The 21,575-nt window shown below is 61.5% G+C and carries 19 protein-coding genes; 3 read left to right on the plus strand and 16 right to left on the minus strand.

The window, feature by feature from the left end:
* Positions 1–114 precede the first annotated feature (114 nt).
* On the minus strand, positions 115–1,740 hold the full coding sequence (pgi, locus tag ASE04_RS11845) for a glucose-6-phosphate isomerase (protein ID WP_056817058.1): 1,626 nt from the start codon (positions 1,738–1,740) through the stop codon (positions 115–117).
* 138 nt (positions 1,741–1,878) lie between these two features.
* Positions 1,879–3,579 carry a long-chain fatty acid--CoA ligase gene (locus tag ASE04_RS11850; RefSeq protein ID WP_056817061.1) on the minus strand — a complete coding sequence of 567 codons (1,701 nt, stop codon included), beginning with the start codon at positions 3,577–3,579 and terminating at the stop codon, positions 1,879–1,881.
* A 246-nt stretch (positions 3,580–3,825) separates the two neighbouring features.
* Between ASE04_RS11850 and ASE04_RS11855 the strand changes: the two genes are divergently transcribed.
* Positions 3,826–4,218, plus strand: a complete 393-nt coding sequence (locus ASE04_RS11855; protein WP_056817063.1) for a PRC-barrel domain-containing protein — start codon at positions 3,826–3,828, stop codon at positions 4,216–4,218.
* Positions 4,219–4,331: 113 nt separating this feature from the next.
* On the opposite strand, the gene ASE04_RS11860 is transcribed toward ASE04_RS11855, so the two are convergent.
* From ASE04_RS11860 to osmF, 7 genes are all read right to left on the minus strand, one after another.
* Positions 4,332–4,556 (minus strand): DUF4189 domain-containing protein, encoded by a 225-nt coding sequence (locus tag ASE04_RS11860; RefSeq protein ID WP_056817066.1) that lies wholly within the window; start codon positions 4,554–4,556, stop codon positions 4,332–4,334.
* Between the two features lie 115 nt (positions 4,557–4,671).
* A complete protein-coding gene (locus tag ASE04_RS11865) occupies positions 4,672–7,122 on the minus strand; it encodes a glycoside hydrolase family 2 protein (RefSeq protein ID WP_056817069.1) in 2,451 nt (816 codons plus the stop codon).
* 9 nt (positions 7,123–7,131) lie between these two features.
* Positions 7,132–7,527 (minus strand): VOC family protein, encoded by a 396-nt coding sequence (locus ASE04_RS11870; protein ID WP_056817072.1) that lies wholly within the window; start codon positions 7,525–7,527, stop codon positions 7,132–7,134.
* Positions 7,528–7,574: 47 nt separating this feature from the next.
* The gene (locus ASE04_RS11875; RefSeq protein ID WP_056817075.1) at positions 7,575–8,324 is read right to left on the minus strand and encodes an ABC transporter permease; all 750 of its coding nucleotides are present in this window, start codon (positions 8,322–8,324) and stop codon (positions 7,575–7,577) included.
* Positions 8,321–9,265, minus strand: coding sequence for an ABC transporter ATP-binding protein (locus ASE04_RS11880; protein WP_056817078.1), 945 nt, complete (start codon positions 9,263–9,265; stop codon positions 8,321–8,323). The genes ASE04_RS11875 and ASE04_RS11880 overlap by 4 nt, the downstream gene beginning before the upstream one ends.
* The gene (locus ASE04_RS11885) at positions 9,262–10,428 is read right to left on the minus strand and encodes an ABC transporter permease (protein ID WP_056817083.1); all 1,167 of its coding nucleotides are present in this window, start codon (positions 10,426–10,428) and stop codon (positions 9,262–9,264) included. The genes ASE04_RS11880 and ASE04_RS11885 overlap by 4 nt, the downstream gene beginning before the upstream one ends.
* Before the next feature lie 59 nt (positions 10,429–10,487).
* Positions 10,488–11,396: a glycine betaine ABC transporter substrate-binding protein OsmF gene (gene osmF / locus ASE04_RS11890; protein WP_056817095.1), complete on the minus strand. Its 909-nt coding sequence runs from the start codon at positions 11,394–11,396 to the stop codon at positions 10,488–10,490.
* 217 nt (positions 11,397–11,613) lie between these two features.
* On the opposite strand from osmF, the gene ASE04_RS11895 reads away from it, so the two are divergent.
* The gene (locus tag ASE04_RS11895) at positions 11,614–12,336 is read left to right on the plus strand and encodes a copper homeostasis protein CutC (protein WP_056817098.1); all 723 of its coding nucleotides are present in this window, start codon (positions 11,614–11,616) and stop codon (positions 12,334–12,336) included.
* On the opposite strand, the gene ASE04_RS11900 is transcribed toward ASE04_RS11895, so the two are convergent.
* From ASE04_RS11900 to ASE04_RS11930, 7 genes are all read right to left on the minus strand, one after another.
* On the minus strand, positions 12,333–13,352 hold the full coding sequence (locus tag ASE04_RS11900) for a zinc-binding alcohol dehydrogenase family protein (protein ID WP_056817107.1): 1,020 nt from the start codon (positions 13,350–13,352) through the stop codon (positions 12,333–12,335). The two genes, ASE04_RS11895 and ASE04_RS11900, sit on opposite strands and share 4 nt — an antisense overlap.
* Before the next feature lie 67 nt (positions 13,353–13,419).
* A complete protein-coding gene (locus ASE04_RS11905) occupies positions 13,420–14,394 on the minus strand; it encodes an ABC transporter permease (RefSeq protein WP_056817109.1) in 975 nt (324 codons plus the stop codon).
* 24 nt (positions 14,395–14,418) lie between these two features.
* The gene (locus tag ASE04_RS11910) at positions 14,419–15,966 is read right to left on the minus strand and encodes a sugar ABC transporter ATP-binding protein (protein WP_056817672.1); all 1,548 of its coding nucleotides are present in this window, start codon (positions 15,964–15,966) and stop codon (positions 14,419–14,421) included.
* A 121-nt stretch (positions 15,967–16,087) separates the two neighbouring features.
* Positions 16,088–17,074 carry an ABC transporter substrate-binding protein gene (locus ASE04_RS11915; RefSeq protein WP_056817112.1) on the minus strand — a complete coding sequence of 329 codons (987 nt, stop codon included), beginning with the start codon at positions 17,072–17,074 and terminating at the stop codon, positions 16,088–16,090.
* 292 nt (positions 17,075–17,366) lie between these two features.
* Complete coding sequence (locus ASE04_RS11920; protein ID WP_056817113.1) at positions 17,367–17,813, minus strand: RbsD/FucU family protein; 447 nt, start codon at positions 17,811–17,813, stop codon at positions 17,367–17,369.
* 10 nt (positions 17,814–17,823) lie between these two features.
* Positions 17,824–18,843, minus strand: coding sequence for an aldo/keto reductase (locus ASE04_RS11925; protein ID WP_056817116.1), 1,020 nt, complete (start codon positions 18,841–18,843; stop codon positions 17,824–17,826).
* A 34-nt stretch (positions 18,844–18,877) separates the two neighbouring features.
* Positions 18,878–20,380 (minus strand): UxaA family hydrolase, encoded by a 1,503-nt coding sequence (locus ASE04_RS11930; RefSeq protein WP_056817120.1) that lies wholly within the window; start codon positions 20,378–20,380, stop codon positions 18,878–18,880.
* A 204-nt stretch (positions 20,381–20,584) separates the two neighbouring features.
* Here ASE04_RS11930 and ASE04_RS11935 point away from each other — a divergent pair, with 204 nt between their 5' ends.
* Entirely contained in the window at positions 20,585–21,496 is a 912-nt protein-coding gene (locus ASE04_RS11935) for a GntR family transcriptional regulator (protein ID WP_056817677.1), read from the plus strand.
* The last annotated feature ends 79 nt before the right edge of the window (positions 21,497–21,575 follow it).

Here is a 21,575-nt window from a genome sequence, read left to right on the forward strand (position 1 = left end):
CCTTATCATTCTGCAATAGAGACGAAGAGATGTAGCCCGTTTCGACAGCTTCAAACAAAAAAGCTCACCCACATGGCATGGGCGAGCTCTTGATGCGTTCTGTTGTGCGCGGGCTTACTTCGCGAGCTTCGCCAGCGTAGCGACCAGACCCTGCGTCGAGGAATCATGGCCGGCAGCACTTTCCTTGCCCTCGACAACGGGAAGCAACCCGGTTGCCAGTTCCTTGCCGAGCTCGACGCCCCACTGGTCGAACGAGTTGATGCGGAACAACACGCCTTCGACGAAGACGCGGTGCTCGTAAAGCGCGATCAGGCGGCCGAGCGCATAGGGCGTCAGCTTGTCGTAGACGAAGGTGATCGACGGGCGGTTGCCGGTGAAGACGCGGTGCGGTGCGATGAAGTCAGCCTTCTTGTCGTCCATTCCCTTGTCGGTCAGCTGCTTCTTCGCTTCCTCGAAGGTACGGCCCTTCATCAGCGCTTCGGACTGTGCGAGCACGTTCGAGATCAGAAGCTGGTGCTGGTGGCGCAGTTCCGGCTCGAAGGCGTTTGCCGCGATCATGAACTCGGCCGGGATGACGCTCGTGCCCTGGTGGATCAGCTGGTAGAAGGCGTGCTGGCCGTTTGTGCCGGGCTCGCCCCACACGACAGGACCGGAATTGCCCTCGACCGGCGTGCCGTCGATCGTCACACCCTTGCCGTTCGATTCCATGTCGAGCTGCTGCAGATAAGCCGGGAAGCGCGACAGGCGCTGATCGTAAGGCAGGACCGCGCGGGTCGGATAGCCGAGCACATTGCGGTGATAGAAGCCGATCAGGCCGAGCAGAACAGGCAGGTTCTTGGCAACAGGCGCCGTGCGGAAGTGGTTGTCGACCGCGTGGGCGCCCTCGAGAAACCTGATGAAATTATCCGGTCCGATCGCGATCATGATCGGCAGGCCGATCGCCGACCAGAGCGAATAGCGGCCACCGACCCAATCCCAGAAGCCGAAGACGCGGCCACTCTCGATACCGAAAGCCGAGACCTTGTCGAGTGCGGTCGAAACGGCGGCGAAATGATGCTGGACGGCGGCCTCGCCGAGGGCATCGGCGATGAACTTGCGCGCCGTCTGCGCGTTCGTCATCGTCTCCACCGTCGTGAAGGTCTTGGAGGCAACGATGAACAGCGTCGTCTCGGGCTGAACAAGCTTCAGCGTGTCGGCGATATGGGCGCCGTCGATGTTGGAGACGAAGTGCGCGCGCGGGCCGTCGTGGAAGGGTGCCAGCGCCAGCGTTGCCATCACCGGGCCGAGGTCGGAGCCGCCGATGCCGATGTTGATGACGTCGGTGATCGCCTTGCCGGTCGCGCCCTTGAGGGCGCCGGAGCGGATACCGTCGGCGAACTTGCCCATGGCTGATAGCACGGCGTTGACGTCGGGCATGACGTCCTTGCCATCGACCAGCACCGGCGTATTGGAACGGTTGCGGAGCGCGGTGTGCAGAACGGCGCGGTTTTCGGTGAAGTTGATCGCCTTGCCGGCAAACATCGCGTCGCGCTTGGCCTCGACGCCGCCCGTTTCCGCGAGCTTGACCAGAAGAGCCAGGATCTCGTCGTTCACCGCCGTCTTGGAATAGTCCATCAGGAGGTCGTCGAGCGACGCGCTGAAGTGGGCGAAACGCTGCGGATCGGCGGCAAAGGCGGCGCGCAGATCAGTCGCCTTGGTGGCGGCCGCAGTGCTCTTCAATTGTTCGACGATGGCATTCATGGGAGGCTCCTTTGCAGGGCGAGAGGGTCGCGGAAACTATTCGCTTTGTAGGGCGCAAATCAAGTTCGACGACCTGTCGAAACGCAAAAAAGCCATCCGAACAAACGGATGGCTCTCAATTTCACGCAATCGTCAAAATTAACCGCGCAGATCCTTGCGCAGGATCTTTCCCACAGGCGTCTTCGGCAACTCGGTGCGGAATTCGATGAAACGCGGGCGCTTGTAGTTGGTGAGGTTCGCCGCGCAGTGCGTCTTCACGTCGGCCTCCGTGAGCGTCGGGTCCTTACGCACCACGAAGAGCTTGACGGCCTCGCCGGAATGCCCGTCGGGGATACCGACAGCCGCCGCCTCGAGAATGCCGGGATGCATTGCCGCCACTTCCTCGATCTCGTTCGGATAGACGTTGAAGCCGGAGACCAGGATCATGTCCTTCTTCCGGTCGACGATCTTGGTGTAGCCGCGCGCATCCATGAAGCCCATGTCGCCGCTGCGGAAATAGCCGTCCGGTGTCATCACGCGGGCGGTTTCCTCCGGCTTGTTCCAATAGCCGGCCATCACCTGTGGACCGCGGATGCAGATCTCTCCGATCTCGCCGAGCGGCAGCGAATTGCCGTCCTCGTCGCGAATGTCGAGCTCGGTCGAGGGGACAGGCAGGCCGATCGAGCCGGTGAACTCGGCCGAGTCGAAGCGGTTCGCGGTGGCGACCGGCGACGTCTCCGAGAGCCCGTAGCCCTCGGTGATATGAGAGCCGGTGATCTTCATCCAGCGCTCTGCGACCGGCCGCTGCACCGCCATACCGCCACCGAGCGACATCACGACGGAGGAAAAGTCGAGCTTGGCGAAATCGGCATTGTTCATCAGCGCATTGAAGAGCGTGTTGAGGCCAGGGAAGATATGAACCTTCACCTTGCCGAACTCCTTGACCAGGGCCGGAATATCGCGCGGGTTGGCGACGAGGATATTATGGGCGCCAAGCGACATGCCCATCAGCGAATTCACCGTCAATGCGAAGATGTGATAGAGCGGCAGCGCACAGAGGAAGTTCAGAACATCAGGGCGCGGCTTGTTGTCGAAGGCCGATTGCAGCCAGAGTTCGAGCTGCAGCTTGTTGGAGAGCAGGTTCCTGTGCGTCAGCATCGCGCCCTTGGCAACGCCGGTCGTGCCGCCGGTATATTGCAGGAAGGCGATGTCGTCGCCCTTGAGGCTCGTGGGCTTCAAGGTCTTGCCGGCACCTTCGCCGAGCACCTGCTTGAACGTCCTGTGCTGTGGGATCGACCAGGACGGGACGAGCTTCTTCACTTTCCGCACGAGTAGATTGACGATCAGCCCCTTGGCACCCAGCATCTCGCCAAGCGACGTGACGACGACATGGCGCACATCGGTCTTGACCAGTACCTGCTCGACCGTGCGGGCGAAATTCTCGAGTACGAAGATGGCTTTGGCGCCGGAGTCGCGCAGCTGGTGTTCGAGCTCGCGGGGCGTGTAGAGCGGGTTGACATTCACGACCACGAAGCCGGCCCGCAGGATACCATAAACGGCGACCGGATTTTGCAGCACGTTCGGCATCATGACCGCGACGCGATCACCCTTTTCTAGGCCGATGCTCTGCAGCCAAGCCGCGATCTTGCGCGTCTGGCTTTCAAGATTGCCGTAGGTCAGGGACTTGCCCATGCTGGAGAATGCAGTGCGGTTGGCGTAGCGCCCACAGGATTTCTCGAGCAGTTCCGCCAGCGATTCGTATTCCAATGCGGGGAGTTCTGCCGGTACGCTGTTGGGATAGGTCGCAAGCCAGGGCTTTTCGGGCTTCGCACCGTCTGGATGGACGGAAATGCTGTTCATCGTGTCTCTCTCCCTGTCGCCGCCGGCCGGTGCCACCGGCAAGCCGTTGGACGATCCTCCATCTTCCAACGCAGCAGCTTATGTCATCGCCTGAATGGTTCAAGCTGGAATAGAGTTATACTAACCTTGACGTAAACGTCAATATTCGTCCACCTGCGCTTTCTCGCGTCGGATCGGGAACCATGAGTGTGGGGCGACGTTCTGAATTTGTGGACCAACCACGAGGAAACAATAAGGAGGTGCACAATGCTGCATCAGGACGCTGACAAGACCCGCCGTGACCCCAACGTGAAGGATACGCCGACGCTAATTGCCAGCGACCGCGTGGAAGGCACACGCGTGTATGGGGCTGATGGCAAGCATATCGGCTCCATTGAACGATTGATCCTCGGCAAGCAGGATGGACGCGTGGCCTACGCCGTGCTCAGTTTCGGCGGGTTCATGGGCATCGGCCACGATCACTATCCACTGCCGTGGGAAAAGCTGACCTATGATACCCAGCTTGACGGCTACCGCATCGACCTGACGAAAGAGCAGATCGAAGGCGCGCCAAGCTATTCGGACGACGATGACAGCTGGTACAACGACAATGGCCGCCGGGTCTACGACTACTATGGCGTGCCGCCCTACTGGATGTAACGTTATTCGCACGGCGAAAACGGCGGGCCCCGGCGGCCACCGTTGAGCCTTCGCCACCAAGACCTCCGGCGGAAGCCGGAGGTTTTTGATACAGCAGGTATCCGGACCGCGAATTACTTGTCCTCGTCGCAGTCCTGTATCTCGCAGATTTCGTCGGTGCGCGCTGTGCACTCATCTAGTGCGCGATCTTCCGCATCGCCTCTCCTGTTGAAGTCATAGCTATACCCATAAGCGTTGCCGCTGTCTGAGGTTGCGATGCATCCCCATGCAAAGGCATTGGAGACGGGAGCGGCCACGCAGAGCGCGCAGGCCGCCGCAGCGAGTACAGTCATTCTCATTGGCGGTCCTCTGGAGCGTTTATATCCGGCCCCAGTAGCAGCTTCAGTCTTAAGCCATCAGCAACAGCATCGGCCCATTTTTGGGGTCAATCGTGCTTCCGAAGAAAGAGCTCTCTTAGCCCTGCGTCACAAGGTCGTTTGCACACCGCAGCACGGTCCCGGGCGTGATGTCTGCCGCCGAGATGCTCCTTGCCGTAGTGACCCGGAACACATGGCTTTCACCCGGCAGCAGCGTGACCAGCATCGAATCCACCACCGCATCGGGATCGAGGCGGTCCACCATCAGGCAGAGGTCCTTCAGGAAAGAGACCGCCGTGAACCTGACATGATAACCCTCATCGGTTTTAATCACGGAAACCGTAAATTCGGGCTTCGGCAGCTTGAGATCGATGTCCTCGACGAAATAGTGGAACGCGCGTCGGTCGAGCATCTGCACCACGATGAGTTCGTCGTCGGCATCATCAGGCGTGGCGATATCCGCCGGTAGCGGAAACGCCTTTGCCTCGAAGCGGTCGCATAGAAGCCGCCAGAACTCGAACTCCGCAATCACCGTGCCGTCGAGTTTCAACCGCTGGCCACTGATCTTGGCGCGCCAGAACAGCGTCCGTTCATTCACTGCCACGGCAGCAAGGCCGTTGTCGCGCGGCTGGATCGTCAGCAGCCTCGGATCGAAGGCCTGCTGCATCGCATACCACAGCGGCTTCCGCCGTCCCGCCGAGTCGAGTGCCGCCCAGGAGGTCACCGGCCAGCAATCATTGAACTGCCAGACGACGGCGCCCTTGCAGACATCCCGGTGCGAGCGCATGTGCTCGATCGCGAAGCGGATGGCGCGCGCCTGGTTGAGTTGCGTTGCGAAATGCCAGGCGTCCATCGTCTGCGGCACCGGCAGATGCCCGGCGAGCCCGCGGATCAGCTTGTCGTTGCCTTGTGTTGCCTTCTGATGGTGGAACACGCCGTTCGAAACGGGCGTCAGCGGCGCGTCATGCACGCTCTCTTCGATCGTCGCCCAGTTCGGCGGCGCCTGCCAGCCGAATTCCGAGCAGAAGCGCGGGATGTAGTTGCGATAGACCTCGTAACCGACATCGTTCCAGACGTCCCAGATGTGCTTGCAGCCGTGCTCGTCCGCGTTCGGCTCGATCTCCATCGTCCCGGAATAGGGGCTGCCGGGATAGTAGGGCCGATCCGGATCGAGTTCGGCGCAGAGCTTGGGCAGAACATCGAGATAGTAACCGAGCCCCCAGCTGACGCCATCCTTGATGATCGGTCGCCAGCCCCATTCGTCGAAGCCCCAGATATTCTCGTTGTTGCCGTTCCAGACGATCAGCGACGCATGCGGCATCAGGCGCACGACGTTGTCGCGCACCTCTGCTTCGACCTCGCCGCGCAACGGTTCTTCTTCCGGATAGGAGGCGCAGGCAAACAGGAAGTCCTGCCAGACGAGCATCCCTGCGCGGTCGCAGGCCTCGTAGAAGTCGTCGCGCTCGAAGATGCCACCGCCCCAGACGCGCAGCAGGTTGATGTTCGCAGCCTTTGCCTCCTCGATCCGCGAGACATAACGCTCGGCGGTCACCCGCGACGGGAAGCAATCATCCGGAATCCAGTTCGCGCCGCAGAGGAAAAGCGGCACGTCGTTGATGACGAAGGTGAAGGCCGAGCCGTGTTCGTCCGGTGCCGTATCGAGCCGAACCGAACGGAAGCCGATCTCTTTCGAATAGCTGTCGAGTAAGTCATCGCTTACGGCGTCACGCAATTCGATCAGCAGCGGATAGAGCGGTTGGGCGCCAAGATGATGCGGCCACCAGATCTGCGGCGAGGCAACAGTCAGCTGGAACTCGACCGCATCAGTTCCTTCCGTGAACTCGGCGACATGACGGACGCCGGCAATGGTTGCGACAAGCTTTGCCGGAACGCCATCGTGGCGCTCGACGCTTGCACGAACGGTCACGCGCCCGTCGGCGCCGGCAAGCGTTGCGGATACCCGCGTTTCCGCAAGTCGCACCCGCTCCCAGCTTTCCAGCCGCACCGGCTTCCAGATCCCCGCCGTCACCAGCGTCGGACCCCAGTCCCAGCCGAAGTTGCAGGCCATCTTGCGCATCAGATTGCCTGGACCGGGATAGTTGTTCGGCCGGTAGCCGTAATGCGCCTCCATCTCGGCGCCGTAGGCATAGGCAGAGCGGAAGGTCACGACCAGCTCGTTCGCCCCTTCTTTCAGCCGCTCCGACACGTCGAAGCGATAGGTGCGGTGCATGTTGAAGGTTCGGCCAAGCTCTTCGCCGTTCAGCACGATCGTCGCGACCGTATCGAGGCCTTCGAACACAAGTTCCTGGACCTTCCCGGCGTCAGGCGATCCATCGAAGCTGCAGCGATAGGTCCAGTCTTCCTTGCCGATCCAGTCGCTGGTGATCTCGTTGACGTCGAGATAGGGATCGGGGATGAGCCGGTTGGCGAGCAGGTCGAGATGCACGCAGCCGGGCACCTGTGCTGGGATTTCAGCCGGCAGGTCGCGGCGGCCTGTAACGTTGCAGGAGAGCGTCCAGCCCCGGTTCAGTTTGGTCTTTTCGATCATGGGAAACTCTTAGAGATAACGGCCGTGGCGCTGCAGGACTTCGATCTTGTAGCCGTCGGGATCGGTGATGAAGAAGAACAGCGCCAGCAGCTTGCCGTCGCGGTTGAGCTCGGCGATCTTGCCGGGATTGAGGCCGGCCTCCGTCAGACGCTTGTGTTCCGGCGCGATTTCCTCGACCGACAGCGCAAGGTGGCCGTAGCCGTTGCCGAGATCATAGGGCTCGGTGCGCCCCTTGTTGACCGTCAGTTCCAGCTCGAAGCCGGTTTCCCCGTTGCTCATGTAGATCAGCGTGAAGGTATCGAAGTCGATGCGATCGGCGACCTTGAGGCCGAACACCTTGCCGTAGAACTCGACCGATCGCGCCTCCTCGAGAACGCGGATCATGGAGTGGATCATCTTGGCCAAGGCTGCCTCCCATTGCCGATATCACGGCAGCCTTGGTAGCCGCCGCCTCATGCCGGGCGCAAGCCAATTCTTTGCGTGATGATGTTTTCGACGAGCCCCATCGCATCGTAGATCAGGACCGCCATCAGCCCGACGATCAGGCCGCCTTGCAGGATGAAGGCCGTGTTGTCGGAGTTCAGTCCGGCGATGATGACTTCACCGAGCCCCTTGGCCGCAACGGTGGAGCCGATGGTGGCGGTCCCGATGTTGATGACGGTCGCTATCTTCAGCCCCTCCACGATCAGCGGCAAGGCAAGCGGCAGCTCGACGCGAAAGAGTTTCTGCGGTCCGTTCATGCCCATCCCGTCGGCGGCGTCCAATACCGAGGAGGGAACCTGTCGCAGGCCGGAGATCGTATTCTCGAAGATCGGCAGCAGACCGTAGAGGAAGAGCGCGATCAGCGTTGGCTGCGCGCCGAAGCCGGTGGCGGGAACCGCAAGCGCCAGCACGGCGACCGGAGGAAAGGTCTGCCCCGCATTGGCGATGGCGCGCGATAGCGGCAGGAAATCGGCGCCGCTCGGGCGCGTCACGAAGATCCCGCCGATGACTGCGACGAGCGCGCTTGCGAAGATGGAAATCGCCACGAGCTCCAGATGACCCGCCGCAAGCCAGGCCAGGCTGTTCTGCCTATAGATCGCGGGAGCACCGTTCTTGGTCAGCGGCTCCAGCAGAAACGACAGCCACTCGGTTTTGAACAGCAACACGAGCAGCAGCAGAAGCGCGAGTGCGCGAAAGAGGTTCGTAGCAATCAGCTTCATGCACGGCGGCCCAGCCGCAGAAGCCGCGACATCGAAATGGATCCGACCGGCGCTTTCCGCTCATCCTGAACCGCAGCCTCGTCGACGCCTTGCCAGATCATCTCGGCAAGCGCATCGCGGGCGCTCAGCGTTTGCGGCAGGGCGGGCAAGAGGCCAGGCTTCGGCGGCGCCATGCTATCCCTGATCGGCTGCAGCGACAGCAGCTTCAGAGCCCGGTCGGATGTGCCGGTCAGCTGCTGGACCAGCGGATCGGCAGGCTCCGTCAGGATCTTTTCCGGCGGCGAGCATTGCAGGAGCCGGCCCTTGCTCATGACGGCGATCTGGTGGCCGAGATGAAAGGCCTCGTCCATGTCGTGGGTGACCAGAACCACGGTTGTCCCGAACTGCTTCTGGATGGCAAGCAGGTCATCCTGGGCCTTTGCGCGGATCACCGGATCGAGCGCGCCGAACGGCTCGTCCATGATCAATATTTCAGGCTCGGCTGCCAGCGCCCGCGCGACGCCGACACGCTGCTGTTCGCCGCCGGAAAGCTGATGCGGGTATTTGCCGGCGAAGGCGACCGGGTCGAGGTTGAACAGCGACAGCAGCTCCTCGACGCGCGTGTCGATACGCGTGGTATCCCATCCGAGCAGCTGCGGCACGGTCGCGATGTTCTCCGCCACTGTTCGATGCGGGAACAGGCCGTGGCTCTGGATCGCATAGCCGATCCCCCGGCGCAGCTCGGTGGCCGGCACATCCATGATGTTGCGGCCGGCGACGAGGATTTCGCCTTCGGAGGCGGTAACCAGCCGGTTGATCATCCGCACTAAGGTCGATTTTCCGGAGCCTGAGGTCCCGACGATCACGGTAATCGTGCCCTTTTCCATCGTCATGGAAACATCGTTCACGACTGCTGTCGTGCCGTAGCGCTTGGTGACGTGTCTGATATCGATCATGCTCATGCGGAAGCGCCTCGGAGGGTATCGATGACCGCATCCAGGATGACGGCCGAAGAAAAAGCGAAAAACACGGTCGGTACGGCCCCGAGCAGCACAAGATCCATGGCTGTCTGGCCGAGCCCCTGGAAGATGAAGACGCCGAAACCGCCGCCGCCAACCAGCGCCGCGACCGCAACGAGGCCGATGGTCTGCACAAGCACGATACGGATACCGGTCAGAATGACGGGCAGGGCGAGGGGAAGCTCGATGTCGGTAAGAATCTGTCTGCGCGTCAGGCCCATCCCTGTTGCGGCGTCACGCACCGCAGGGTCGACACCATCGAGCCCGACAACAGTGTTGGCGACGATCGGCAGCAACGCGTAGAGCACAAGCGCGATCAATGCGGGCGCGGCGCCGATCCCGTGGATGCCGAGCCACGCGGCAAGGGGAAAGTCGGCTGCCAGCGAACCGAGCGGCACCATCAGGAGGCCAAAGAGCGCAAGGCTTGGGATCGTCTGGATGATGCTCAGCGCCTGCAGCGCGACGGCTCTCACTTTCGGCAGCCAGAAACAGAGAATGCCGAGCGGCAGGCCGATCAGCGCGGCGATCGCCAAAGAACCAAAGGCAAGACGCAAATGCGCGAGCGCTTCCGTCCAGAACTGGCTGCCGCGGATCGAAAACTCCTTGAGGATCGAAAGATCGTCGAGGAGGCCGGAAGCAAGGCAGCCGCCGAGCAGAACCGTGTAGGCAAGCAGCGCCGCGATCCTCTGCCAGGCGGCCAGCCGGATTTTGACGAGGGCATCGGAGATGATCAGGCCGATCACGGCAAACAGCACCCAGAAAGCTCCGCCGGGCGACATGCGCGCGGCGGTGCTGTTCGGCGGCGTAAACGTGCTGGCCGTGATGCCGATCGCGACCATGAGCGCAACAAGGCAGAGCGAGCCGATCGCCAGCCGAATTTCCGCCTTCTGGACAAGGATCGCTGCCGCTCCGGCCACGACAAGCAGGACGACGAGAGCGATGACGGAAGGCTGGTCGAAAAGCCGGGCGATCGGCATCGGCTTGCCGGCCGCGATCCGGTTCGCCTTGACGTATATGAACGGCAGAAACGCCGCAGCGGCCGCGCCGACGGCGGCAAGTACCAGTCCGAGCCGATCCACTTTGTGGACCGCTGAGGTTTCTTCCATCGATACGTCCTAATGCGGGCAGAAAGGATCTCCGCCCGTGAAGGGCGGAGCCAGATTTACTACTTCAGGAATCCCTTTTCCTTCAGATAGTCTTCCGCCACGGTCTTTGCAGGCTGGCCATCCACTTGGATCTTGCCGTTCAGCTTGCGCAGTTCATCGGCGGTCAGGCCCTTGAAGATCGGCGCCAGGACTTCCTCGATCTTCGGGTTGGCCTTCAGGATCTCCTCGCGGATGATCGGCGTCGGCGCATAGACCTGCTGCACGCTCTTGTCGTCCTCGAGGACGGTGAGTTCCGCAGCTTCGATGGCTCCGTCGGTGCCGTAGACCATGGCGGTGTTCGCGCCGTTGGTCTGGTCCGCCGCAGCCTTGATGGTGGCAGCCGTATCGCCGCCGGACAGGACGATCTCCTGCTCGGGCTTCAGCGTGAAACCATAAGTCGTCTGGAACGCCGGAAGCGCGCCGGCGGAGTTCACGAATTCGGCGGATGCGACAAGCTTTGCCGTGCCGCCGCCCGCAACCCATTTGCCGAAGTCGGACATGGTCTTGAGCTTGTTTTCGCCCGCGACGTCATTCCTGACCGCCAGCGCCCAGGTGTTGTTGGCGGGCGATGGCGTCAGCCAGACGATCTTGTTAGCATCATAGTCCAGCTTCTTGGCGAGGTCGTAGCCTTGCTGCAGGTTCTTCCAGGCGGCATCATCTGCCTTGTTGAAGAAGAACCCGGCATTGCCGGTGTATTCCGGATAGATGTCGATTTCTCCGGCGGTGATTGCCTTGCGCACCACGGGGGTTGCCCCGAGTGCGATGCGGTCCTGCGTCTTGATGCCATTGGCATTCAGAGCCAGCGCGATGACGTTTCCGAGGAGCGTTCCTTCGGTGTCGATTTTCGAGGAAACGACGACGTCTGCTGCCTGGGCGACGCCCATGCCAAGAATTGTCAGCGGAGCGGCAAGTGCGAATTTCGTCAGCATGGAGTACCCCCTGAGTAAATCATCGGATGCCGCAACACTCTGGCGGAGAGCCCGCGGCGGATAGTATCGGCGGCGGATGCATTCCGCCGGGAAGAACGTGCGTAACGGAAATAGTGTGCGCAATCGAAAAATCGATGCAACGATTAAATTTGTCCGAATGTTATCGCATCGCGTGGCGACTCCAAGTAAAAACGCCTGCAAACAGGGAGAAGCGACCGTGACGATTTTGCTGGAAGTATGTGTGGACAGCCCGCGTGGCCTGGCAGCCGCGATCGAGGGAGGTGCCGACCGCATCGAACTTTGCTCCGCGCTCGAGGTCGGTGGTCTGACGCCGCTCGCCGGCTTGATGAAGGCGGCCGCTTCCGCACCCATCCCGATCTACGCAATGATCCGCCCGCATGCCGGCCCTTTCGTTTTCGACGCAGCCGACGAAGCCGCGATGATGGCCGACATCGATGCTGTCAGGGCGTTTGGTCTTGCCGGCGTCGTCATCGGAGCCAATCGGGTCGATGGAACGCTCGATCTGCCACTGATCCATCGGCTGAAGGCCCACGCGGCAGGGCTCGGCTCGACTCTGCACCGTGCATTCGATCTCGTGCCGGATGCGGACGCGGCTCTCGATCAGGCAATCGAGCTTGGCTGTGAGCGCATCCTGACGTCCGGTTGCGTGCCGAAGGCGTTCGACGGGATCGATACGCTCGCCCGCCTGTCGCGAAAGGCTGCCGGTCGTATTTCGATCATGCCAGGCAGCGGCGTGCGACCGACCAATGCGGCGGAAATCCTTCGCGCAACCGGTGCGCGCGAGATCCACGGATCCTGCAGCACGCCAGTCGCGAGCGTCGATGCACGCGCAGTGGCCTTTGGTTTCGAGGCGCCCGCCGCCAACCGAACGGATGCCGCTGTCGTCCGCCAGATGCGACAGACGATCGACGCGATTTAGTCCGCGATCTTTATCACCGCCTTGATCAGGCCACCCTTTTCGTGCGCCCAGCGCGCCAGGTCTCGTGGCGCGTTCTTGAGCGTGGTTCGGTGCGTGATCAGTTGCTCGACGGGTACGAGGCCCTTGGCCATCGAATCCGCGACATGTTCGAAGTCGACCTGCGTCGCGTTGCGGCTGCCGATCACCATCATCTCGCGCTTGTGAAATTCCGGGTCGGAGAAGCGGATGTCGTCCTTCACCACGCTGACCAGCACCAGCGCGCCGCCATGCGCGACGAAGCTGAAGGCCTTTTCCATCGACGGGCCATAGCCCGTGGCGTCGAAGACGACGTCGAAACCGTCGCCGCCCGTCTTCGCCTCGACGGCTTCGGCAGCACCATCCCCGGCCACAATGCTTGAGGAGAAGTCGAACCGGTCGGCTGCCATCTGCAGCCGCTCCTGGCTGGTGTCGAGCAAGGTGACCTCATGGCCGGCAATCCGCGAGAAGATCGCGGCACCCAGCCCGATCGGGCCGGCACCGATAACGAGCGAGCGTGATCCCGCTGGCGCCATCGACCGGCGAACCGCATGAGCGCCGATCGCCAGAAATTCAGTTGTCGCCGCAGCCTCCAGGCTCACGCCCTTTGCGGGATAGAGGTTGCCTGCAGGAACGCTGATCTCCTCGCAGAAGGCACCATCCGTATGGACGCCCAGCACCTTGATGTTGGTGCAGCAATTCGGCTTTCCCTGGCGACACGCGACGCAGTTGCCGCAGGACAGGTAGGGATTGACGATGACAGGCGTACCGACCGCCAGGACAATACCGTCACCTGCCTCCAGAACCGTTGCCGAGATTTCGTGCCCCATGACGCGCGGATATTCGAGGAACGGATGCTTGCCCTCGAAGATGTGGTAGTCGGTGCCGCAGATGCCGACGTGGCTGACGGCAAGGCGCACCCAGCCGGCTTCAGGCGTGCCGGGGGAAGGGCGGTCCACGAGTTCGAGGACGCCGGGTTCTTGGCAAAGCACTGCTTTCATGAGGGTCTCGCATTCCTGAAATTGAAGAAGCCGACGTTCAATGCCGGCTTCTTGTCTTGCCGGCCGTTTACGGGTTGCGGCGACGGCGCAGCTGATCGAAGTAGACAATCACGATGATCAGCAGGCCGGTGATGATGCGCTGCCAGAACGAATTGACGTTGAGCAGGTTGGCACCGTTGTTGATGGTCGCAAGGATGAACGCGCCGATCAGCGGGCCATGGACGGTGCCAACAGCACCGAACAAGCTCGTGCCGCCGATGACCGATGATGCAATCGCCTGCAGTTCCCAACCATCCGCCTGCGTGGCGTTGCCGATCGCGATACGCGAGGCCAGCAGAACGCCGACGAAGGCAGCGAAGGTCGCCGAGAGAATATAGGCCATGTAGATGATGCCGTTCACCCGCACGCCCGAAAGACGCGCCGCTTCACGGTTTGAACCGACGGCGAAGAGATAGCGTCCCCAACGGCTGAGATGGAGGAAGATGTAGGAGGGCACCGCGACGAGGATGACCATCCAGAACAGGCTAGGCACGCCGAGAAAGTCGGCGCGGGCAAAGTTCGTGAACGGCTCGTTGACGATATTGATGGTCGAACCGTTGGTGATGAGAAGCCCGATACCGCGCAGCGACGTCAGCGTTGCCAGCGTAATGATGAAGGGCGGCAGTCCCATCTTGACGATGCCGAAGCCATGGAAAACCCCGATACCGACACCGATCAGCAGAGTGATCAGGATCGACGCCCAGACCGGAAAACCGGCCTGCAACAGCCAGGCGAGGATAACGGTGCAGAAGCCGACGATCGCACCGACCGAGAGGTCGATGCCGGCGGTGATGATCACGAATGTCTGGCCGAGCGCCAGAATGGCGGTCATCGCGCCCTGACGCAGCAGGTTCGAAATATTCAGCGGCGTCCAGAAGCTGACGGTGACGAAGCCAAGCAGGATCCAGAGGAAAGCCAGAAGACCGATAAGGGTCAGGCCGAAGAGGATGTTCACTTTCCGGCGCGGCGGCGGTGCGGCGATATCGGTGGGGGTTACGGTCATTGGTTCTCTCTCCCTCTTATTCTTCTAGACGCCGATCGCTTCGCTGAGCACTTCTTCATGTGTAGCCGCATGGAAGTCATGGCTCGCCACCAGCTGGCCACGCCGGAAGACATGCAGCCGGTCCGCAAGCTCGTAGACTTCGGGCAGGTAGGACGAGATCAGGATGATCCCGGCGCCCTGTTTCAGCAACTTGGCGAACAGCCGGTAGATTTCGGCCTTCGTGCCGACGTCGACACCCACGGTCGGCTCGTCGAAAATGAACAGACGCGCACCATGGCTCAGCCATTTGCCGATGACGACTTTCTGCTGATTGCCGCCCGACATGGCCGAGACCAGCACACGACGGCTTGGCGTCTTGATCGCCAGGTCACGGATCTGTTGGTCGGCGTTCTGCGCTTCCTCGCTATGGCTGATGACGGGGCCCTTGCTCAGCCGCTTGAAGACCGGGAGGTTGATGTTCAGCCCGATTGGCAGGTTGAGGCAGAGGCCTTGGTCGCGGCGGCTCTCCGGCGCGAGGGCGATCCCGAGTTCCATCGCCGTACGCTCGTCCTTGATGTCGACCTTCTTGCCCATCCAGTGGATGTCGCCGGTTGTCTTTTCGCGGCCGTAGAGGCCGAGCGCGAATTCGCTGCGACCGGCGCCAATGAGGCCATAGAGGCCGACGATCTGCCCGGCCTTGACGCTCAGCGAGACATTCTCGAAGCCTGGTCCCGATAGCCCGCGCACGTCGAGGATCGTCTCGCCGATCGGGATTTCTTCCTTGTGGTAAATCTGCTCGATCGAGCGGTTGATCATCAAGGCGATCAGCTCGTTCTCGTTGGTCTCGCCAATGATCCGCGTGCCGACATGGGTGCCGTCGCGCAGCACCGAAACGCGATCGGCAAGCTCGAACACCTCTTCCATGCGGTGGCTGATGTAGACGATCGTCACGCCTTCGCCCTGCAAGCGGCGGATCAGCTTGATGAGCTGTGCAGACTCCTGACGAGTCAAATAGGCGGTCGGCTCGTCGAATATCAGGAACTGCGTACCGCGCATTGCCGCGCGCGCCGTCGCAACCAGCTGCTGCTGGCCGATCGTCAAATCGCTGAGCGGGGCGCCGGCAGGCAGTCCGAAACCGAGATCGTCGAGAACGGCCTGCGCCATCTTCTCCATCTCTTTTTTGCGCATCAGGCCGTATTTATTGACCTCGTCGCCGAGAAAGAGATTGGCCGCGACCGTCAGGTGCGGGCAAAGCACGACTTCCTGGTGAACGGCGTTGATGCCGCGGGCGATCGCCTCGTTGGGCGTTGCGAGCGCAACCGGCTGTCCGCACCACAGGATCTCGCCTGCCGTGCGGGTGATCACGCCCGTCAGCAGCTTGATCAGCGTCGACTTGCCGGCGCCGTTTTCGCCGACGATCGCGTGGATCTCGCCGGCGAGGAACGTCATTGTCGCCGGTTTCAGCGCCTGGACGTATCCGTAATTCTTCTGCAATCCCTTGAGTTCGAGGATCGGGGCGCCCGCTGGAACGCGGTCTCCCTCTTTCCGCGTGGCGCTATCATCGTGTCGATGACTGACCTCTTCCAAGCTCATAGGCGTGTCCTCCTCGCGAATTGCCATGCCTCCACCGGCCATCCGCGCTCCTCATGCGGACGATAACACAGGTGAAGGAAAGGCCGCGCGGGATTTCTCCCGCGCGGCCATCGTCAGATCATTACTTGATCTTCGGGTTCAGCAGAGCGTCGATCTTCGGGTCGCTCATGTTGGCCTTGGTGACGAGGTTTGCGCCGGTGTCGACGTTTTCTTCAACCTTTTCGCCCTTCGATACGGCGAGCGCCGTCTTCACGCCGTCATAGCCCATGCGATAGGGATCCTGAACGACGAGGCCGGCAAGCGAGCCGTCCTTGAGGAAACCGACCGTCTTGTCGTCGCTGTCGAAGGCGATGACCTTGATCTTGTCGCCGAGCTTGTTTTCAGCGATTGCCTGGCCGACGCCCTGGCCGAGGATGAGGTTCGAAGCGAACACACCCACGAGCTTCGGATTGGCGGTGATCAAGTCGGTCATCATGTTGAGGCCGGTCGTTGCCTGGCCGTCACCATACTTGTCGGCGATGACCTTAAGGCCCGGATGCTTGGTCTTCACCTGATCCAGGAAGCCTTCGCGGCGCTGCTCAAGAGAGCCGACGCCCGGCAGGTTGGTGAGGATGACGACTTCGCCTTCTTCCTTGCCGGTCATTTCCTTGATGGCAGCGGCAAGGCCGTCGGCGGCGATGCGGCCACCCTGGACGTTGTCGGTCGTCAGGAACGACTTGAAGGCCTTGGAGTCCGCGCCCGAGTCGATGCCGATGATCGGAACCGACTTGGCAGCTTCGTCGATCGGCTTGCCGAGCGCCTTGAATTCGGTCGGCGAGATCACGATCGCAGCCGGCTTGCCGGCGACGGCGTTCTCGAGAATGCTGATCTGGCCGTTGATGTCGGATTCAGCCTGCGCGCCGAGTTCCGGCACCTTGACGCCGAGATCCTGGCCGGCCTTGCGGGCGCCGGCGAGAACGATCTGCCAGTAGAAGGACGTCGTGTCCTTGACGATGATCGGAATGGTCACGTCGGCTGCAAAGGTCGTGACCGGCATCGCCGTGGCAATAGCGGCCGCGCCGGCAAGAGCGGTGAAGGCTCTGCGTGACAGAATGGACTTCATGCGCATTTTGGTTCTCCTCTCAGGTGCGTTCTCCTCCAGGAAATCTCTCGCGAACGCGGACGAGAGACTTTTATCGATAAAAAACATTTATCTTTGGAAGCTAGCCGAGCCCCATATCAATTTCAAGTCCGGCGCCTCTAAGCCTTTGGTGCCTGTCCGGCCCGCCCCGCCGAACGCGTTTGTCGGGAGTTAATGCCGACTGTAGGCGGGGTGACTTTTTCTGGCTGCAGGCACTGCTGTTATTGTAAAATGCAACATAGATTTCGAATGATTGTCAATACGGAATGTTTATTCCGTTTTATCCCGTGAAGACCTCGTGCGGGTGCACGACGCCCTTCTTGAGAATGAGATTGCCATAAAGCCTGAATTCCGTCGTCGCGACGATGTAGGCCGCCTTGCGCGAGCGTTCGTAGAAAGCGAAGCGCTCGAGCGTGGCAATCGGATAGTCGCCGGCGCGCGCATTCACGATGGTCTGAAACTCGGTGCAGACCTCCGGCACCGCCTGGGGATCGCCGACGACTTCCATGCGCCAGGCAGTCTCCGGAACAAAGGTATCCAGCGGCAAGTGCGTCAGGATGGCTTCGGCCATCGTCGTGGCGCTCACGCCGTCGGCGCGGATCACTTCCGGTCCCATGCTGCTGGAGGGGAAATTGGCATCGGCGATGACGATTTCGTCGCCATGGCCCATGCGGGCGATCGCCAGAAGGAGATCGGGGCTGAGTACGGGATGAATACCTTTGAGCATACCTGTGTCCTTAAACGCGTACGGCTTCCGCACCGAGCGGTGGTGCGACGAGCGTGAAATTATCGAATTCCGGAAAGATCGAATCCGCAATGGCCGGGGAAAGAAGTTTCATGTTGCGCTCAAGGCTCGATGCCCTGGCGGTGCCGATCAGCACCGATGAAACAAGCGGATCGCGCAGGGCAAACTGCAGGGCGGGCGCGGCGAGCGGAACGCCATGCTTGCTGGCGACGGCCTCCATCTGCCCGACCTTGGCAAGCACATCGTCATTGGCCGGCATGTAGTCGAAGTGCGAGCCGGGCACCGGCCCGGTGGCCAGGATGCCGGAATTGAACACGCCGCCAACCACCAGCGACGTGCCCTTGCGGCGGCAAAGCGGCAGCAGCTCGGCAACTGCCGTGCGGTCGAGCAGCGTGTAGCGGCCGGCCAGCAGAATGCAGTCGATGTCGGCGTTGGTCATCACGTCGATGCAGACGGGAACCTCGTTGACGCCAAGCCCGAACGCCTTGATCGCTCCCGAGGATTTCAGTTCCTCAAGCGCCCGGATGCCGGAGTCCAGGAAATGCCGGAGGTGAACGGCGTTTCTTTCGGCGCCGTGCGTGTAGCCGCCGAGATCGTGGACATAGAGGATGTCGATCCTGTTCAGACCGAGGCGCGCATAGCTGAATTCGACCGAGCGCATGATGCCGTCATACGAATAGTCGTAGTCGGCGTCGAAGGAGAGCGGATCGACATAGCTGTAATCAGGTACGGTCCCCGTCGGCACCGGGCGCAGTAGCCGCCCGACCTTCGTCGAAAGCACCCATTCTGTCTCCGGCTTGCCGCGCAGGAAGTCGCCGACGTGGCGTTCGCCCAAGCCGAGGCCGTACCACGGCGCGACATCGAAATAGCGGATGCCGGCGTCCCAGGCGGCCGAAAGGGTTTCCATCGCCTGCTCGCGGGGGCATGCCCGGTAAAGGCCGCCGAGTGCAGCTGCACCGAAGCTTACTTCGCTCACTTCGAGCCCGGTCTGGCCGATCCTCCTCGTCTTCATCATTCCTCCTCTGAAGACCCTATCCGCAGTTGATCTAGAGCGTTGCTCCGAGATGCCACGGCACGAATTCGTTATCGCCGTAGCCGAACTCTTCGCTCTTGGTTTTCTTGCCCGAAGCCGTGTCGATGATCAGATCGAAAATCTCGCGGCCCTTGGCGCTGATCGAAATGTCCCCGGTGGCGATCGTGCCGCAGTCGATATCCATGTCTTCTTCCATGGAAGCATAGAGCGCCGAATTGCTCGATAGCTTGATCGACGGCGCCGGGCGGCAGCCGAAGCAACTACCACGACCGGTGGTGAACGCGATCATGTTCGCGCCGCCAGCCACCTGGCCGGTTGCCGAAACCGGATCGTAGCCGGGCGTATCCATGAAAACGAGGCCGGGAGCCGTGACGCGCTCGGCGTAGCCATAGACCGCCGTCAGAGGCGAACGGCCGCCCTTTGCGACGGCGCCCAGCGATTTCTCGAGAATGGTCGTCAAGCCGCCGCGCTTGTTGCCGGGCGATGGATTGTTGTCAAGCGAAGCGCCGTGCATGGCGACATACTTCTCCCACCACGCGATCTTCTCGTCGAGCTTCCTCGCAACGTCGTCGCTGACGGCGCGGCTGCGCAGAAGATGTTCGGCGCCGTAAATCTCCGAGGTCTCGGAGAGGATCGCCGTGCCGCCGGCCGCGGCCAGAAGATCCGCCGCAATCCCGAGTGCGGGATTGGCGGTGATGCCGGAGAAACCATCGGAACCACCGCATTGCAAGCCGATGATGATATCGCCGATCGGAAGTGCGACGCGCCGCTCCTTGCCGACATCGGCTGCGATCTCCCGCAGCATGCCCATGGCCCGCTCGACAGCGCGCCGCGAGCCGCCGGCATCCTGGATGTTGAAGTGGCGTTTCGAGTTGCCTGCGCCGCTCTGGCCGTACAGCGTCAACTGGTTCACTTCGCAGCCAAGACCGATCATCAGCACGCCGCCGAAATTGACGTGGCGCGTATAGCCGGCGAGCGTGCGGTGCAGAACCGACATGCCATCGCCGGTCGAGCTCATGCCGCAGCCTTGGTCGTGCACGATCGGAACGAAGCCGTCGATGCCCTCGTAATGAGGCAGGATCGTGCGGTTCGCCTCGTCGGCGATGGCACGACAGACGGTGGTGGAACAGTTCACGCTGGCAATGATGCCGATATAGTTGCGGGTCGCCACACGCCCGTCGGCGCGCTTGTAGCCCATGAAGGTGCGCGCCTTGTCAGCGGCGCTGGCTTCCTCGGGCGCCGCGTTGGCGGTGGCCGCAAGGCGATCGTTTTCGAAGTGCAGATTGTGGCTGTGAACGTGATCGCCAGCTTTGACGTCAGCCGTGGTGCGCCCGATCGCCTGGCCGTATTTCACGACTGGCTGCCCAAGCTCGATGTCTGCGAGCGCGATCTTGTGGCCGGGGTCGATCTTCTCGCGCGTTTCAACTCCGGCAACCATCGCTCCTGCGGGAATGGCAGCCGTCGCGACCGCGACATTGTCTCCGGCCGACAGGATGATCCAAGGGTCCTTGTTCAACAATTTTCTCCCTAGGGAAGCACCCGCTGCCTCGGCGAATGCGCATTGATTTTGTTTTTTATCTACAATAAACATTTTCAAGTCAACGGGGTTCTTGATCCTGTGGACGAGGGAGGCAAACAGCCGCAGGCGGTCCGGAATTACGATAAGGATTGCCGCGAAATACGCTTCTGCCATGCGGCGGAGCAGGAGGGCGGGGCGCGCATGGCAAGGCAAAACACGGTCTTCAAGGAAGCCTACAACCGCTATGTGGCGACGTTGCGGACCGATGAGGCCCTGCCGTCGGAACCCGAGATCGCAAGCCAGCTTGGGATCAGCCGCAGCACCGCGCGCGCCATTCTTGGACGCCTCAGCGAGGAGGGCATCATCCGCTGGAACAAGCGCCAGAAGATCGTACTTCGTGATCCATCGCGTGATGATTTCTTCCCGTCGGAAGAAACGGATTCACTGCATGACATCATCGAGCGCAGCTTCATGCAGCGCATTCTCTCTGATGATGCAGCGCCCGGCATGCAGATCAACGAGCTCGAACTTGCGCGCGAAATCGGCACGGGAACCACGAGCGTCCGCGAATTTCTGATCCGCTTCTCGCGCTTCGGCCTGATTGAGAAGCGGCCGAACAGCCACTGGATATTGAAGGGCTTCACCCGCGAATTCGCGCTTGAGCTCGCCGATGTCAGGGAGATGTTCGAGCTGCATTCGGCCGCCGAGTTCGGCAGGCTGCCCGCCGATAACGAAGCCTGGGAGGCGCTTGCAAGGATCAAGGACGACCACCGGGCGATGCTTGTCGATTTCGACAACCGCTACAAGGCGTTCTCGGCACTGGACGAGCGCTTCCATCTTTTGATCCACGGGGCATCGAGAAACCGCTTCATTGCCGATTTCTATGATGCGATCGCCATCATCTTCCACTATCACTATCAGTGGAACAAGGCCTTTGCCCGGGAACGGAACGAGCGCGCCATCCACGAACACCTCGATTATATCGCGGCACTTGAGGCGCGCGATCCAGCGGCGATCGAGCGTGCATGCCGGCTGCATCTGCGCTCCGCACGCCAGACACTCCTGCAGTCGCTGCCGCAGTCCATGTCGGACGCCGAGGCCCGCACGGCCTGAACGGCCGAACATTTTCCAAGCGCCGAAATAACTGCCAAAAGTTGTGAGAGATCATCAGATTTATCCGATGGACTCTACT

The organism is Rhizobium sp. Root708 (assembly GCF_001429725.1).
Taxonomy (GTDB): Bacteria; Pseudomonadota; Alphaproteobacteria; order Rhizobiales; family Rhizobiaceae; genus Rhizobium.